The sequence below is a fragment of the Streptomyces changanensis genome, from assembly GCF_024600715.1.
Taxonomy (GTDB): domain Bacteria; phylum Actinomycetota; class Actinomycetes; order Streptomycetales; family Streptomycetaceae; genus Streptomyces; species Streptomyces changanensis.
In genome coordinates, this window is record NZ_CP102333.1 from 45,227 (window position 1) to 60,092 (window position 14,866).

Consider the following 14,866-nt stretch of genomic DNA (forward strand, 5'->3'; position numbering starts at 1 on the left):
TCGAGGAGCCCGAGTTCCGGATTGCCGGCCGCCCGACGCGGCGTCCCGCACGGTGGCGGACTGGGCAAGGTGCGCTGGGTGGTCGAGCGCACCTTGCCAGGCTGCACCGGTTCAAACGGCTCCGCACCCGCTACGAACGACGTGCAGATCTCCACCAGCATCTGCTTGAACCGGCGCGCATCCGGCGTCTGGCCGGTCGCCCCGAGTGGTCGACTAAGACGTCATTTCAGTTGGCATGATCTTGCGGCAGTCTGGGGTGATGACTGCTGCGCTTGTCGAGCGGATGGCGCCGGAAGACCTGTGGACGTTGTTCCAGCGGGTGGTGCCGCCGGCGCCGGTCCGCCCCCAGGGTGGTGGGCACCGGCGGCGAGGGGACCGCGAGGTGCTGGCCGCGATCATCTTCGTGGCCACCTCAGGCTGCACCTGGAATCAACTGAATCAGGTTTGCCAGGGCATCGGCGGAACCCGGCTTCCGACGCGTCGACTCCACCAGCTTCGAGCGGAGGTCAGATGCTGGTTGACCAAGGACGATGGCGCTGATCACCAACTCAAGCATGACGCAGTCGTAGGCGTCGTCCGTGCCTCGATAGCGCTTGGCATCACGTTCGAAGACGGCACTGGCGATCCGCCATCCACCGCCCTCAACCGGTGCGAAGGTCGCCGAGAAGACGCCGTTACCGGTCCAGCTTCGGTGCAGGAAGACAACCTCGCCCTCCGTGAAGACGTCCCACTTCTCGTCCATGTCCCGCGAGGCGTAGCCGAGCTGGATCTGCTTCCAGTCTTCATCTGACCAGATTCGCTGGGGAAGCTGCGGCATCGGCTGAGGGAGGGATATCGGCTGAATACGACCGGAAAGCGTGGCCCGGGTGACGCGTTCGACAGCAGGCATGGAGTGATCCTATGGAGGAAGCCGAACACCGCAGCTTCCCGCCTCTCAGGGCCCTCATTCTGCAACGCCCTGTCAAAAACCCGGGGCGGGGATGAAGCTCGGCCACCATGGGGGCACGCCGTGGGGGCACAGAGGGGTGGCGGCGCCCTCCCAGAAGATGGAGATACCGCACCAGGCGACACCCAGGAGCGTCACCACGAGGGTAAGGGCATGGAGCAGGGGACGGTTCCCGACAAGGGCGCCCACCGCGACCCAGGCCAGCAGCAGGACCGTCCAGAGGCCCGGGATGAACAGCCAAAGCAGGAAGCCGCTGTTTGCTGCGTTGTTCACTCCCGCGTCACAGGCGTTCCAGGACCTGCCCAGAAGCATGGCAATGGGCACCACGAGAACCAGCGCCACCGCGGCCCCGAGACATCCGTGCAGCCGTCGACTTCCCACAGACTCCCCGTTCGCCGTCCGCTGCGGGAAGCACCGGATCCGCATCACTGGCCACTGACGCACCCTCCAGTCCGCCAGCACTGACCGACAGGGCTCGGACACCCCTGATCCTAGTGATCACGTAATCCGCTGGACAGAGCCTATGCAACTCCCGTACGCACCGGTGGCCGCTGAGGCCCGGACCCTTCCGCCTTCGGCGGCGTGCTGGTTCCACCCGCCCTGGCCGCCTGCCCGCAGCCTGGCACGAGAGGCCGGGGCCGATGTCTCCCTCCTCGGGCACTCCCCCCCCGCAGAAGGACAAGTGGATGCGCCCTGTCCGCTTCACCGAGTTCGTCGTCACCACTGTCCGGCCCCGGGCCGCCCGCGTGCAAACCCTGGCGGAGGCGTGCGACACCCGGCATCCGTTCGGTGTCGGGATCACGCTGGGTGTCGGCGGCGAGGCGCGGTGGCAGTTCACCGGGCAGCTGCCCGAGGGGGCGAAGCACGACAGCTTCACGGACGAGGCCGGGGCCGGCACCCCGGCCCCGGCCGGGCCCAGCCTCGTTCGTGAACGACGAGCCGGAGCCTGGATCGCCGCGGTGGCGGGCGCGCAGTGCCCGGAGGTCGCGGCGATTGAGCGGTGGTCGACCCGGCCGAACACGGCCTCGGCGACCAAAGGCCTCACCCTCACGTTCCACAACGGGGCGCGGATCTTCGCCCGGCTCCTGTGACCTGGCGGTACGGCGGGTCGTACCCAAGCCTCAGCAGCGGCGGTCGGTGATGAAGTGACCGACGGCCAGGTCCCGTCCTGCCGGCATCGTCCGGGGAGCAGCGCCAGGGCCTGTCAGCGGACCTCAGGCCGCCGTACCGGTCGCCGCGGCCCCCGGATGGCACCCGGGAACGAGAAGGGGTCGGCACAGCCGGTGGACCCCGCGGTGTGTCACCCGCCGAGGCGCTCGTTGTAGTAGTGCTCGTCGCCGATGAGGACCGAGGTGGCGTGGACGGGGAGCCCGGCTACCGTGCGCGGGAGGTCCTGGGAGGTCTGGCGGGTGAAGCCGAGGGAGACCCCAGGGATGAAGGGGTACTCGGGCTCGCTCTGGTCCACGATCCAGCCGCGTTCGCGCGCGGCGTGGAAGAGGTTCTCGGCAGGTGTCGTGAAGACGTCGTCGCCGCGGAGGAGGACACGGACGTCGGTGCTGCGGCCTTCGCCCGGCCACCACAGCTCGACCGCGGTCACGGCCTCGCCGGAACCTTCCAGCAGGATGGTGACGCCGATCTCGCGGCACTTCGCGCGGATCGTCACGTCATCGTCGTCGTGCTCCACCTCGGGCGCCCCCCAAGGGGTGACCGCGGCGACGGCTTCCGCGAACGTCATGCCGATCCGTACGGGGCCCACCCCGTGGGGCGGATCCAAGACGAGATCCATGTGCTGCTCTGCCTCTCCTTCAGCCTGGTGATCAGCGGGACCGGCGTTCCAGGAGCGCCTTGCGGGCCGTCTTCGTGCGGATCGCCCGATAGTAGAGCGGTTTCACGTACGAGTACCGCCACGGAAGTGCCTCCGTGAAGCCGTCGACCTGGCGGAACTGCTCTCTGGCCGCCCTGTACCGGCCCTGCCGATACAGGAAGTACGCCAGCAGGTGCCGTACTTCCGGGAGCCTGGGGTGGTCCGGGTCAGCGAGAGCTGCGTCGGCGAGCGCCGCGTCAACCAGTCCCCGTACCTTCGGGCTGCGAAATCCGGCATCACCGAGCTCGTCCGCATGGTTCTCGTACCAGGCGATGACCGGCAACACAGCCAGCAAGCTCCCCGGCGGCGCACCGGCAGCCGATCTTTCGGCGAACTCCCGCGCGAGCCGCTTCGAGCCTCGCCATTTCCCGGTCCAGTACTGAAGGGCACTGATGTGCGCTTCGAAGTGAAGTGGCGCGCGGGCCGTGATCTCGGACCACAGCGCGTGCATCTCCCGGCCGGAGCAGCCCAGTCCGAGCGCCCTCCAGATTTCCGCGACGAGAGGGGTGGGGTCGTCCGGGCGGAGCGCCGAGGCATGCCTGATGTCGTCGTGAGCGATCAGCAACTGCCGGTGGAACCGCTCGAACTGCTTCCGCGACGTGCGGTGCGCACCCGCCTTGCCTCGCAGCTTCCACGCGTACAGGACGCTTGCGCGCGCCACCACGAGCGCGGCGTCCGGATCTCCGGGGCGGGCCTCCTCCCAAGCCTTCAGCCAGCGATCGTTCCTCCTGGCTGCGAGATATCCCAGCCGCTGGGCGTACAGGGAACGGCGTTCCCAGTCTTGGCCGGCTTCCTCGAAAAGCCGTGCGGCGGGCTCCCAGCGCCCACGAGCGGCAGCCCTGCACGCGCGCTGCAACCGGGCATCAGGACCGGCGAGGTAGGAGTTCTGCCATCGCAGCGGCAGCGAGCCGTACCAGAGCACCAGCAGGCCTATGGCGACGAGGAGTGTCATGGGTGGGCGAAACCCTTCATGAAGATCGTTACGACGCATGAAGCAGGGATGGCGGCAGTATTCCCGTCCCAGGGAAAGACGCGGCACGCAGGGCGCCCAGGAAGGCCGCCGGGCTCGGGGTGATCAACGTGCCGGCATGCGTGCCCGGGAGGACGGTGCCGTTCTGTTCGTCCAGCGCGGTCAAGATGCCCCCGATCATCCGTCCGGCCGCCCGGGGTGCCTGCGACCGCGACGGTGTGGCCGGTCACCGACGGTTGGCCCCGCGGTTGTGGGCAAGGCGCCCGCTCCATCAAGGCGGGCACCCGAGTGCTGCAACCGCGGCTTACAGCACCCGTTCCAGCGTCGGATGGATCTCGGGAGGCAGGCCCGTGCGAGCCTGGTGCGACCCGCGTCGCCTCGCAGGCCGGGTCGTCGTGGATCCCGACGATCATCTCCAGCTCGGCGATCGTTTCCTCCTCGGTGTCGATCGCCCGCGACGTGCGGATGCCCCGCCCGACCGCCCAGGCCGAGATCGAGCCCCCACCGGATTCCCGAGTTCCGGGTCAGCCGTCGGCGACGGTGACGCCCCTGCACGAGTGGCGCCCCGCGCTCCTTCCGCCGGACACCAGGCCGCTGCCCTCGGTGAAGCACGATGACTCTGCCCGTCAGCGAGGCTTCCGAGCAGGTCGCCGACGCGCCCATCGACTACGTGACCTGCCCCGTCCGCAGCATTCGTTGCCGGTCGCGGACGAGGCATGCCGCATGCCGCCCTCGACGGCCAGATGCTCTGAAGGACGGCTGGCCGTTCCACGCTCCGGACGCGATAGCGCCGTCGTTTCTCATCGACATCCGTAAGCTTGGTGATCACCAACCGCCTCCGGAGCCGGTCGACAAACGCTGTTCCTAGAGATCGACGAGGCCACCCGCGGAAGCGGGCTGTGGCCCGCATGGTGCTGACCGCGACCGCGGCTCAGCACGACTCCGTCCTGGCGGACTTCCAAGAGTTCGTGCGCACCGTCTGTCCGGACACCGGAGGGCAGTGAGCTGGCGGAGCCCGAGAAGGTGCAGGAGATGCCCCCGGTCAGCCGGCCTTGCCCTAGGCAGCGGGCATCCTTAGGTTGACCTGATGGGCCTCTTCGACAAACTGACCGGCATCAGGCGTCCCAGCGGTGAGATCGCCCCCCGCTCCGCCGAGGAAGTCAGGGAGGCGCTGCTCAGGCTTAACGGCCCGGACATTCCGTACGTCCTGCGCGACGGCTCTCCCGAGGGCGCGGACCTAGGGAGCGTCTTGTCGATCATGTGTCGAGCCAGATGAGTGTGCCGGCGAGGGTGACGGCGGCGAGGTAGCGGTCGGGGCGCTTGTCGTAGCGGGTGGCGATGCCGCGCCATTGTTTGAGGCGGTGGAAGCAGCGTTCGACGATGTTGCGGCGTCGGTAGACGGCCCTGTCGAACCCGCAAGGTCGTTCACGACGCCGTTTGCGGCCGGCGAGCTGGTCGACGCGTTCGGGGATGGTGGCCTTGATGCCGCGCCGACGCAGGTAGGCCCGGAAACTGCGGGCGGAGTAGCCCTTGTCCGCGACAACGTGGTCGGGCCGGGTCCGAGGTCTGCCCGGGCCCGGGCCGGGGACGCGGATCTTGCCGATGACGGCCTGGGCCTGGGTGCAGTCGTTGCGGTTGCCAGCGGTGACCACGAAGGCCAGCGGCCGGCCCTGTCCGTCGCAGGCGAGGTGGATTTTGCTGGTCAACCCGCCTCGGGAACGTCCAAGGCCGCGTTCTTCGAGCCCCCTTTGGCGGCCGCGTGCTGGTGGGCTCGCACGATCGTGGAGTCGATCGCGACCAGCCAGTCCACGTCCGTCCGGGACTGGGCGGCGGCCAGTAGGCGGTCGAAGGTGCCGTCGGCGGCCCAGCGGGCGAACCGTCCGTGGACGGTCTGCCACGGGCCGAACCGCTCGGGCAGGTCCCTCCAGGGCAGCCCGGTGCGGAACTTGAACACGATGCCCTCCAGGACCTGGCGGTGATCCCGCCACCGCCCCCGGGCCCGACCCACGGGCGGCAGCAACGGTGCGATCACCGCCCACGCAGCGTCAGAAATCTCCCCATCCCTCACGACCGAACCAACGATCCGTTGATCGGAAAGACACTCCCTAGCACCAGGTCACGGAGTGCATGCAGGATCCAGCCGACAGGGCTGACCCGAGGTGGACGCTCTCTTCTCCCTGCGTGCGCGGAAAGAACCGGATAGCGCCCCTGCCGCGTGATCAACTTATGGCGGTCTCTGCGCGGGAAGCAAGCGAGGTCAGCGAGATGGCTGGTTCGCCCTGGCCAGAGGGACTGCCGCGGAGCCATAGCGGGGCCACCCAGGAAGGGCCCGAGCCCCGGCGGCCGCCCGGTGGCCGCGGTGGGTGGTGTGACGGGGCCGGCGTACGGCCCCGCCTGCGCTCCGGCCGGGGCCGGGTACGAGGCTTCCGCGCGCCGCGCTTCCCTGCGCGGCTGCCGACGGGCTCCGCTGCTCGAAGCAGGGCTCCCCCCACCGGAGCCGGAGCGGTGGCGCATGGGTGCCGGGAGCCGCCTCTACGGCGGCCTGCGGTACCGTCTGTCGCAGCCGGAAGCGGCCGGAGGAGGAAAACCGCATTGCCCGCCCGCCGTCCGGCCGTGGTCGTGGCGGCCGTGCGATGCCTCTCCGCCTCCGCGGATCCCAGCGCTCTGGATCGTGCCGTCGCGTACCCTACCGACGGCCCCGTCGCCGCCCTGGCCGCCGAGCGGATCCGCGAGGACTCACCGCCGGCCGGTTCCGCCCGGAGTGGGTCTGGCTTGCCGAGGGCAGGTCAGGCGCGACATCGCCCGCGCCCTGTGGTGGGGGCGTGCCGACAGCGAGCGGCCCCTGGCACTCGACTGCCTCCAGGCGCGCTCCTCGGTCGCCGATACGGCCGCCGTCGCCACCGGGCTCTTGGACGCCGGGCACGCCGCCTTCGGCACGCGCCCCCTGTACAACCTCTCCCTCCCTCGCGGACTTAAGCACCCGACCGGAGCTGACCGAGGCAGTGACTAGGCGCCGTGCGGCCTGCTCGCGGACGGGATGGAGCCGGGGGATCCAGCGCCGCTCTACGAGTGGGACCTGCGGCGGGCATCCCGGCGGACGCCGGCCGCCTTACGTTCCGCGAGGGCAGCGACGAGGAGTTCCCGGACGCCTTCGCCCGCGTGTCGGCCGACAGCCTCGACGAGGCCACCCGGGACGAACTGCGTACAGAGGTCGCCAGGCAGGTGGCCGAGGAGGACATGGGGTTCTACCTCGACTGCCTGGGGGAGCACCGCTGGTGGAAGCTCGCCGAGCTGCCTGGCGGCACCCTCGCCGGGCTGGCTGTGCCGTCGGCCGCCCCGTACCAGCGCAACGTTGGTAATCGGGGGGTCGCGCTCGAGCAGCGCGGCAAGGGTCTGATCGACGAGATCCCCGGCGAGATCACCCGCTTCCACGCACTCGAAGGCGCCGAGCGCGTCACCGCGACGACGGACACCGCGAGCATCCCGAAGGCCGCGGCCTTCGACCGCGCCGGCTACAGGGTGACGGAGGTCCGTATGGTCCTGGAGGGCCCGGGCGCTGTATGACCGGCGCCCGGGGCGCTGCCGCGCCGAGCGGGCGCTCGGTAGGAGCGCGGGTGCGGCAGGCGCGTCCGGCTGGCAGGCGCGCCGGGTCCCGCCCGTCTGATCCGGCCCTCCCTCCGGGCGGCCAGACGCCACCGCCCGGCGACCGCGACGCCGGAAGCTCCCATCTGGTCTCGCCGGTCGTACCTCACGCACGCTCCCGGCAGCAGTGGTCGCCGCCTGCACCGTCCCGGTCGGTCACCCCTCCCCGTGGAGCCGGACCGCCTTGTCCGGGCTGGGATTACAAGGGCCTGGCGCTGGATGCGGAACCACCCGCCGCCACGCCACTGACCGTCGCCGACGGCATCCGCCTCCTCGGCCGGGCAACCGCCGCAGACCCCGCCACCCGTGGCATCTGCGACGATGAGAACGGCCCTGCCCCGTGCCACCGGTTTGCCCCCCGAGCCTCGTACAGTCCCTGAGGAGGAGAACGAGTGGCCAAGCGAGCAGAGCACTCCGCCATCACGCTGCTGCTGACCGTCTGCGGCGCTGCTCTCGTGGTCTTCTCCCCTGACGCCGCGGATCTACCGGTCGCCTGGTGGCTGGCCTTGAGTGCCTGCTGCTTCTGCGTGCTCGTGCTGGCTGCGCGCTGGCTGTCGGGAAGGCGCGGCCGGTAGGAGCACGTGCCGGAACAGCAGAGCCGGCTCGGGCTCACCCGCTGGACGGTTCGCGGCGGCCGCCTCCGCGCAGTGGCCTGGGCAGTCCCCCCTGCGGCGGGCTCCGCCCTTCCGCAGCCACAGCCTTCCGGCATCACTGCACATACTGCTCGTCGGACTCCTTCGCCCCTGCACTCCCGGCAGCGGCACACAGCCGAAGCGGTGTTCCAACCGGCGCATCCCTCGCCCAAGGCCCCGCAGTCCACGAGTCCTGCGCCCCTGTCTGACGACGCGTTGCGGACGGCGGCCCAGTGGGGTCCTGCTCCGGCGGACCGGCGGAGAAGCCCGCGAGGGAAGCGAGCGCTTCTGGAGCCTCTTCGGCCACGTGGAGCCCGGCGTCGATGCCGTGGCCGCGTACGTCCGGTGCCCACCGCCGCCAAATCTCCAGCGGGTTCCCGTACTGGTCCTCAAGGTCGTCGCGGAGCGACCGCAGAACCGGCGCCGGGCACCGTATCCGCGCCCCGGCGGCGCGGCCGTCCTCCTCGTGCCGCCGGTCGATGGTGAGGCCGGCCCGGTAGTCCTCCGGCACCGCGCGCACGCCGGGTTCCGTCTGGCCGCGTGCCACTCGTCGTAGTTCTCCTGCTTCATGCTCTGCGGGTCGCCGCGGTACCAGCTGTCCGGATCGGCGTTGATGACCCGCTCGGGGATATCCGGCTGAGCGGGGAGAACAGTGCCACCACCGCGCGGCGAACTCAGCCGTGATGCGGGACAGGTGCTCGGTGGCGGGCAAGCAGTCGATCAGCGCCACCCGTACGACCGCGTCGGGACGGTCGAGCGCGACACGCAGCGCGGCAGTGCCTCCTCCTCGGTCGTGCCCGGTGAGCGCGAACCGGGCATGGCCCAGGGAGCGCATCAGCTCGACCACGTCACCGGCAACGGCCTGCTGGGAGTACCCGGTGCGGTTTGCGGTAGGCGCCGGCCCGGTGGACCGGCCGTACCCCCGCAGGTCGGGAAAGACCACGATGAAACCGCGCCGGACGAGGAGCGGGGCGACGCGATGCCAGGTGGTCGGGCTGTCCGACCGGCGGACGGCCCGGCCGCGGCGCCCCGTTCCCAGGGCCTGCGGCGCTCGGATGCGGCGCCGCCTCCCGGAGCGCCTGCCCGCGGAAGGGGCCGCGGTCCCGGCGGGGGACCGCACCGGTGGGGTCACCGGCGCGGCGGGTCCGTGACAACGACCTTCTCAGGGCCGCACCCGATGCGTTCGGCTTCCGCGGCGACATACGGGGGCAGCAGCGCCCGGGTCAGGTCGAAGCGGCCGTCTCCCAGGGACGACCTCTGCTCGACCATGAAGACCACGGGACCCGTCTGACAGGCGGCCTCGTACACGGCGCGCTTCTGGTTCACCGTGCCGTTCCCCTTGGTTCCCCTGACGTGGATCCCTCCTCTGACCACGTCCCGCGAGAACACCGCGCTCAACGCCGGATCGACCACGGTCGTCAAGCGGAGGGTGGCGTCCAGGCTCTTGTAGTTGACTTCGCAGACGCCCGCCGGGCCCTCGCCGCCACCGCCGGTGCGGGACCACGTCATCCCCTCGCGGTAGGCGGCCGGCAGGGTGAGGCCCTTGATCCCGCAGAACGATTGCGCGGTGACGTCCTGCCGGACGGCCGGCTCGGGAAGCCGGCCCAGCATCCGGTACGCACCCGAGCAGCCGAAGTCGCGCAGGACGCCGTTCGCCGCGGACACGGCCGCGCGGGCCAGGACCGCACGGTCCTCCTCCTCGTGTTCGGAGAACGACTGGGTCCCCCCCCATGGCGAGGCCGACCACCGTGGCCGCGTCGTACTCGCGCGCCGGGCCCGTGCAGCTCTCCGGGAGGGCCAGCCACGCCCGGGACGCCGACGCCATGCCGGGCAACCCGGCTCCCATGGAGGCCATCCGGGCGCCGAGGAACTCCTCGGGCCACTGCTGCGCGTCGGAGCCCCGCAGCCCGTCCAACGTACGGACGTGCACAGTCAGCTGCCCTGCGGCCCTGCCCTCCCCGTAGCTGGTGATGCGGCACTGCCCGTAGACCAAGCCCCCCAGCGGATCGGGCTGCAGGGACTGCTCCTCGACTCTGGTCTCGCGTTCGCCGAACAGCGCTTCCATCGTCCCGTCGTCGAAGGAGTCCCAGCAGGGGGCCGCCGCTTGGTTCAGCAGGGGCAGGGAGCCGGTGCGCCAGGCAGCGGTCCCCGCGCCGAGGACGGCGCCCGCGGTCCCGGCGGCGACGGCCGCACGGACGGTACGGCTCCGCAGCAGGCGCCGCAGAAAGGGCAGCCGCGCCGGGGTCCGGGCTCCGGGCTCCGCCTCAGCGCCGCCAGCGCTCCCGCCGGCGCCCGGCTCACGGCTGCCGCCGTTCGTGTCGGCCATCACGCCTCTCCCCCGGTCCCGCATCCGACGCGCTTGCTCGCGGACGCGACGAAGTTCTCGAACACCCGCCGGTCGTCGGGCCGGCCGCGGCCCTGCAGGCCCAGCCCCACTCTCCCGTAGAAGACCGTGGGCCGGCCGTCGCAGACCCTGCGCACAAGTCCCTTGCCAGTGCCCTCGGGCAGCCCCGCGAACAGCGCCGCTATGCGCGGGACGCCCGCCATCACGAACTGGGCGGCGGGCTCGTCCGGCCCGCGCATCCCGGCCGCCCACGCCGAACAGGTCTGGAGGTGCTCGCTGACCACCCCGACCTGCTCCTCGTAGGAACCCGACTTGCCGAATTCGAAGACCACACCGGGGATCCGGCACAAGGGGGTCCGGGCGCGGCCGTCCGGCGCCGCGACCTTCACCATGGGCGACGACATACGTCCGCCAGCACCACGCGGTGGACCGGCTGTCGCTGGTCCGCCTCACGACCGGAGCCGCCGTAGTGCGCACGGTGTGGCACCTGCCGCCCGGCCGGTTCCTCGCCGACTACACCCGGCTGGTCGACGAGGCCGGGGACGAGCCGGTCAAGGGCCGTCCGCTGGTCCCGCTGGCGTACGAGGCGCTGCGCGCCGTCGCGGTGGTGTCCGCCGGGGCCTGGGCGCTCGGTGCCGGGCAAACCGGCCGTCCGGGTCGCGGCGAACGTCTCCTTCGGCCTGTTGCAGCACCAGGTGGTACGGCTCGACCGGACCCTCTGGAGCTACAACAGCCACCTCAACATCTTCCTCGGGCTACTGTCACTCGTGGAGGACATCGAGCGCGACGGCGATCAGGATTCCGCCGCCGCGTACGCCACCGCCCTGCTGGCCGCCATGCAGTCCTACTACGCGGCCATGTACCTCCAGTCGGGCCTGGCCAAGGTGCTCACCGTCGGCTGGAAGTGGACTCGCGGCTCGACGCTGCGCGGCGCCTGGGCAGAGCTCGGCACCCCGCTCGGCAAGCAGCTCTCGGCCGTGGGGCCGAACCCCGCGCGGGCCGCCTCGACCGGCGCGCTCGTCTACGAACTCCCCTTCGCGCCGCTGATGCTGGCGGCCTGGCGGCTCCGGTGGCTGCTGGGGCTGTCCTCCGCGGGCTTCCACGGCGCCGTCAAGGCCACCATGAGCATCTCCTTCTGGCACCTGTCCTGGTACTCCGTCCCGCTGTTCGCCGCCCCGGACCGGGCCACCGTCGCCTGCTCCCGGCTCCTGAAGGCCGGCCGCCGCAACCGGTGGGCCGGTCTGGGCCTGGCGGTGGCGGGTGCCGCCGTGGGTGCCGCTCCACTCGTCGCATCCTGGCTGAAAGGAAGGCATGCACGTGTTTGACCCCGAGATCCTGCTGACGGAGAAGACCGCGCTCGACCCGTACCCGGTCTTCGCCCGGATGCGCGCGCTGGACCCGGTGCACTGGAACGAACCAACAAACTCCTGGTACGTCCCCACCTACGGCGACGTCGCCCGGCTGCTGCTGGAGGAGAGCCTCTCCGCCTGCCCGGGCGACTACACGGGACCGCAGCGCGACGAGGACCGTCCCGAGGTCGAGGAGGCCATGGCCTTCTTCAACTCCTGGATGGTCTTCAGCGACCCGCCGCACCAGACCCGGCTCCGGGAGACGGTCGCCCCCGCCTTCCCGCGCCGCAGCGCCGAGGCCTGGGCCGGCCACGTCCGCCGGACGGCACGGGAGCTGCTCGACGCCGTGGGCGAGGGGGAGACCGACCTTTTTGGCGCCTTCGCCGCACCTCTCGCCGTGCGCCTCACCTGCGCGGTGCTCGGGGTGCCGGAGCAGGACGTGCAGCTGGTCCAGGACTGGTCGTCCCGGCTGATCGGCTTCCTGAGCACCCCCACGGCGGACCCGGTGCGGGCCAGGATCGCGCTCCAGGCGCGGGACGACCTGCGGAAGTACCTCCAGGACACTGTCATCCCGGGGCTGCGCGCCACCGACGACGAACGGCTGATTCCCCTGCGCGGGATCGCCGAGCTCAACCCCGAGGACGCGCTCGCCCTGTTCGCCCAGCTCCTGACCGGGGGGATCGACCCGGTGGCCAGCGCACTGGCCACCACGGCCGACGTCCTACTGCGCTGGGACCCCGCGGCCCGGGCGGAGGCGCTCGCCCGGCGGGAGCTGCTGGAGGCGGTCGTGGAGGAAGCCCTGCGCTACGACGCCCCGTTTCACTTCGTTCCGCGGTCCACCACCGTGCCGTTGGAGATCGGCGGGCGCAAGGTGCCGGCCGGCTGGCGCCTGGTCCTGGTGATCGCCTCGGCCAACCGGGACGAGGCCGTCTACGAGGGCCCGGACGCGTTCCGCCCGGGCCGCAGCGGGCCGCGTCACCTGTCCTTCGGCCTCGGACGCCACTACTGCCTGGCCGGGCTGCTGTCGCGGGTCATCCTCCGGGAGGGCGTGCTGGCTCTCCTGGAACGGCTGGACGGCACCGAGGCGCGCCCCCTGGCCACCGTGCGCACCCCGGCCTTCGGCGTCACGACCTGGCCGCGGCTCATGATCGCATTCTGATTCGCCGTCCGAACCACCGCCACCGGTTCCCGAGAGAGAGCCATGCCAATCGTGACGACCATCGTGGGGCAGGGACTCGCGGCTCACCGGGCCTGGGCCTCGCTGCGTGGTTCCGAACTCTTCTGTACCGGGAGAAGGGCCGCTGTGGCGTCCCGGGTGCCGACACGGCGGCGGCCGAGACGTGGCGGGACCTGCTCGCGACCCCGGAGATCGACCTGCTCCTCGCGGTGCCTCGGCCGGCCGGGTGGCCCTCGGGCAGGCCGCCCGGGGTTCCGGGAAGGCAGTCCTGCTGGAGGAGGGACTGCCGCTCTCCGCGGCCGAGATCCACCAACTCGCCGAGGACAACAGCGAGGGCGCGGCCCTCGTCGGCATGGTGCTGCCCCTCCGCGGCCTGCTGGCCGCCGGCCGCGGCATCCTGGACCGGGAGTGGACGCCTGCAGCCTGTGGCGGGCTGATTCTCTCCGGATCCGCCCCCGGGCGGCCTCGGCCCAGTGGGGGCCGGCGGACGCGGCCGGGCTGCGGGCGGACGGCGGACGACTGCCCGAGGTCTTGGTGCGGACCATCAGCCCGTACCTCGACCTCGCCTGCCAGCTGTTCGGCAGGCCGGTCTCCGCGCCTCGGCGGGGCGGTGACCGGCTGGGCCGCCGGGAGCGTCGAGTTCAAGTCCGGCGCGCGGCTCTCCCTGGCGGTCACGGTCCGCTCGGGTGTCGATGCGACCAGCCTGTCCATCACGGACGTCGACCAGTCCGTCACCTTGCGGGGCCGCGGACTGCGGGTGGAGGACACCGACGGTCTGGTGTCCCGTGGCATCCCGCCGCTCGAAGACATCCGGCTCTCCTCCTACGCCGACATGGCGCTCGTAGTGGGCGGAGCCTGCTCCACCAGCCGCGCCTCTCCCGAGACCACCCGGGCGCTGGCCAACTGACTGGTGCTGCTCCGGGCCTGACTGTCTGACAGCGAACGAGGCCGCTACCTCGCATCCCCGAATTCGACGAAATTCACCGTGCGGCAACCCGCACCAGTCTGGACCAAGCGGGGTGCCCGCAACCTGCACCTCCCGGTCACCACCGGATCCATCTCCAGCCCGATGGGGCGGGGGAGCGACAGCTCGCCCGTCAAGGTCGAACTCGAGAGCGTCCCCACCTACCTCGCCGACTCGATGCAGTTCGTCCTGGAGTTCGGCTGCCGGCTAGCCCCGGAGGGCTCCTACTACCTGATGCCGTCCTTCCGGGGCGAGGCGGCGGACGAGACCCACCTGTGCCAGTTCTTCCACAGCGAGGCGGAGATAGCGGGCGGCCTCGACGACATGATAGAGGTGGTCGAGGCATATCTGCGGCACCTGGCCGGAGCCCTGCTCACCCACAGCCGCGATGCTGTGACCGGAATGGCCGGGACAGTGCAGCACCTGGAGGAGCTGGCCAGCAGCGGCCCGCTGCCCCGGATTACCTTCGATGAGGCCTACGGGATCTTGAAGGACCTACCCGGAGCCGTCAAGGAGCTGGAGCCCGGCTGCCGGAGCCTCACCCGCGAGGGCGAGCGCGTCCTGATGGACAAGTTCGGCGGGTACGTCTGGCTGACCCACCCCGACCACCTGAGTGTGCCCTTCTACCAGGCCTTCGACCCGCAGGACCCGACCAAGGCGCTGAGCGCCGACCTGCTGTTCGGCGTCGGCGAGACGGTCGTCGCGGGCGAGCGCCACACCGACGTCGCCGACCTGCGCCGCGCCCTTGACCTGCACGAGGTCCCCAAGGACGCCTACGAGTGGTACGTCACCATGAACGAGCGCCACCCGATGCGAACCTCCGGCTTCGGGCTCGGCGTCGAGCGGTTCTTGCTCTGGGCAACCCAGCACGACGACATCCGTGACCTCGCCCTGCTGCTGCGCTTCAACGGCGCAAACATCCTGCCCTGACCGGCCGGAGGCCGTGGCCCCGCACACACCTTGTGCGCAGGGCCACGG

The 14,866-nt window shown here is 71.2% G+C and carries 13 protein-coding genes and 4 pseudogenes; 9 read left to right on the top strand and 8 right to left on the bottom strand.

Going from position 1 to position 14,866, the window contains the following annotated elements:
• Positions 1-30: 30 nt before the first annotated feature.
• Positions 31-239, top strand: a pseudogene (locus NRO40_RS30280) (transposase); the annotation flags it as partial.
• A gap of 20 nt (positions 240-259) precedes the next feature.
• Positions 260-439: pseudogene (locus tag NRO40_RS30285) on the top strand (transposase); the annotation flags it as partial.
• Here NRO40_RS30285 and NRO40_RS30290 read toward each other — a convergent pair.
• Positions 413-817: a hypothetical protein gene (locus tag NRO40_RS30290; RefSeq protein ID WP_058944325.1), complete on the bottom strand. Its 405-nt coding sequence runs from the start codon at positions 815-817 to the stop codon at positions 413-415. The pseudogene NRO40_RS30285 and the gene NRO40_RS30290 sit on opposite strands and share 27 nt — an antisense overlap.
• Positions 818-961: 144 nt before the next feature.
• Positions 962-1,288, bottom strand: a complete 327-nt coding sequence (locus NRO40_RS30295; protein ID WP_058944313.1) for a hypothetical protein — start codon at positions 1,286-1,288, stop codon at positions 962-964.
• A 344-nt stretch (positions 1,289-1,632) separates the two neighbouring features.
• Here NRO40_RS30295 and NRO40_RS30300 point away from each other — a divergent pair, with 344 nt between their 5' ends.
• Positions 1,633-2,037, top strand: coding sequence for a hypothetical protein (locus tag NRO40_RS30300; protein ID WP_058944314.1), 405 nt, complete (start codon positions 1,633-1,635; stop codon positions 2,035-2,037).
• Positions 2,038-2,246: 209 nt separating this feature from the next.
• Here NRO40_RS30300 and NRO40_RS30305 read toward each other — a convergent pair whose 3' ends face one another.
• The 3 genes and pseudogenes from NRO40_RS30305 to NRO40_RS30315 all read right to left on the bottom strand — a co-directional run bounded on the left by NRO40_RS30305 (position 2,247) and on the right by NRO40_RS30315 (position 5,848).
• A complete protein-coding gene (locus NRO40_RS30305) occupies positions 2,247-2,732 on the bottom strand; it encodes a hypothetical protein (protein ID WP_058944315.1) in 486 nt (161 codons plus the stop codon).
• 31 nt (positions 2,733-2,763) lie between these two features.
• Positions 2,764-3,762, bottom strand: a complete 999-nt coding sequence (locus NRO40_RS30310) for a hypothetical protein (RefSeq protein ID WP_058944316.1) — start codon at positions 3,760-3,762, stop codon at positions 2,764-2,766.
• A gap of 1,274 nt (positions 3,763-5,036) precedes the next feature.
• Positions 5,037-5,848: pseudogene (locus tag NRO40_RS30315) on the bottom strand (IS5 family transposase).
• 1,001 nt (positions 5,849-6,849) lie between these two features.
• Between NRO40_RS30315 and NRO40_RS30690 the strand changes: the two are divergent.
• Together NRO40_RS30690 and NRO40_RS30325 are read left to right on the top strand one after the other, a co-directional pair.
• The gene (locus NRO40_RS30690; protein WP_306674904.1) at positions 6,850-7,344 is read left to right on the top strand and encodes a hypothetical protein; all 495 of its coding nucleotides are present in this window, start codon (positions 6,850-6,852) and stop codon (positions 7,342-7,344) included.
• Between the two features lie 470 nt (positions 7,345-7,814).
• Positions 7,815-7,997, top strand: a complete 183-nt coding sequence (locus NRO40_RS30325) for a hypothetical protein (protein ID WP_058944318.1) — start codon at positions 7,815-7,817, stop codon at positions 7,995-7,997.
• A 310-nt stretch (positions 7,998-8,307) separates the two neighbouring features.
• Here the strand turns inward: NRO40_RS30325 and NRO40_RS30330 are convergent.
• The 3 genes and pseudogenes from NRO40_RS30330 to NRO40_RS30340 all read right to left on the bottom strand — a co-directional run.
• Positions 8,308-9,042, bottom strand: a pseudogene (locus tag NRO40_RS30330) (alpha/beta hydrolase); the annotation flags it as partial.
• Positions 9,043-9,182: 140 nt separating this feature from the next.
• Positions 9,183-9,719 carry a hypothetical protein gene (locus tag NRO40_RS30335; protein WP_107115197.1) on the bottom strand — a complete coding sequence of 179 codons (537 nt, stop codon included), beginning with the start codon at positions 9,717-9,719 and terminating at the stop codon, positions 9,183-9,185.
• A 660-nt stretch (positions 9,720-10,379) separates the two neighbouring features.
• Positions 10,380-10,790, bottom strand: a complete 411-nt coding sequence (locus tag NRO40_RS30340; RefSeq protein ID WP_157901916.1) for a hypothetical protein — start codon at positions 10,788-10,790, stop codon at positions 10,380-10,382.
• A 240-nt stretch (positions 10,791-11,030) separates the two neighbouring features.
• Here NRO40_RS30340 and NRO40_RS30345 point away from each other — a divergent pair, with 240 nt between their 5' ends.
• The 4 genes from NRO40_RS30345 to NRO40_RS30360 all read left to right on the top strand — a co-directional run bounded on the left by NRO40_RS30345 (position 11,031) and on the right by NRO40_RS30360 (position 14,818).
• A complete protein-coding gene (locus NRO40_RS30345) occupies positions 11,031-11,723 on the top strand; it encodes a hypothetical protein (protein WP_058944320.1) in 693 nt (230 codons plus the stop codon).
• Positions 11,710-12,906 carry a cytochrome P450 gene (locus NRO40_RS30350; protein ID WP_257375595.1) on the top strand — a complete coding sequence of 399 codons (1,197 nt, stop codon included), beginning with the start codon at positions 11,710-11,712 and terminating at the stop codon, positions 12,904-12,906. The genes NRO40_RS30345 and NRO40_RS30350 overlap by 14 nt, the downstream gene beginning before the upstream one ends.
• A gap of 628 nt (positions 12,907-13,534) precedes the next feature.
• Complete coding sequence (locus tag NRO40_RS30355; RefSeq protein ID WP_058944322.1) at positions 13,535-13,831, top strand: hypothetical protein; 297 nt, start codon at positions 13,535-13,537, stop codon at positions 13,829-13,831.
• Positions 13,832-13,909: 78 nt separating this feature from the next.
• Complete coding sequence (locus NRO40_RS30360) at positions 13,910-14,818, top strand: amino acid--tRNA ligase-related protein (protein ID WP_232791215.1); 909 nt, start codon at positions 13,910-13,912, stop codon at positions 14,816-14,818.
• Positions 14,819-14,866 lie beyond the last annotated feature (48 nt).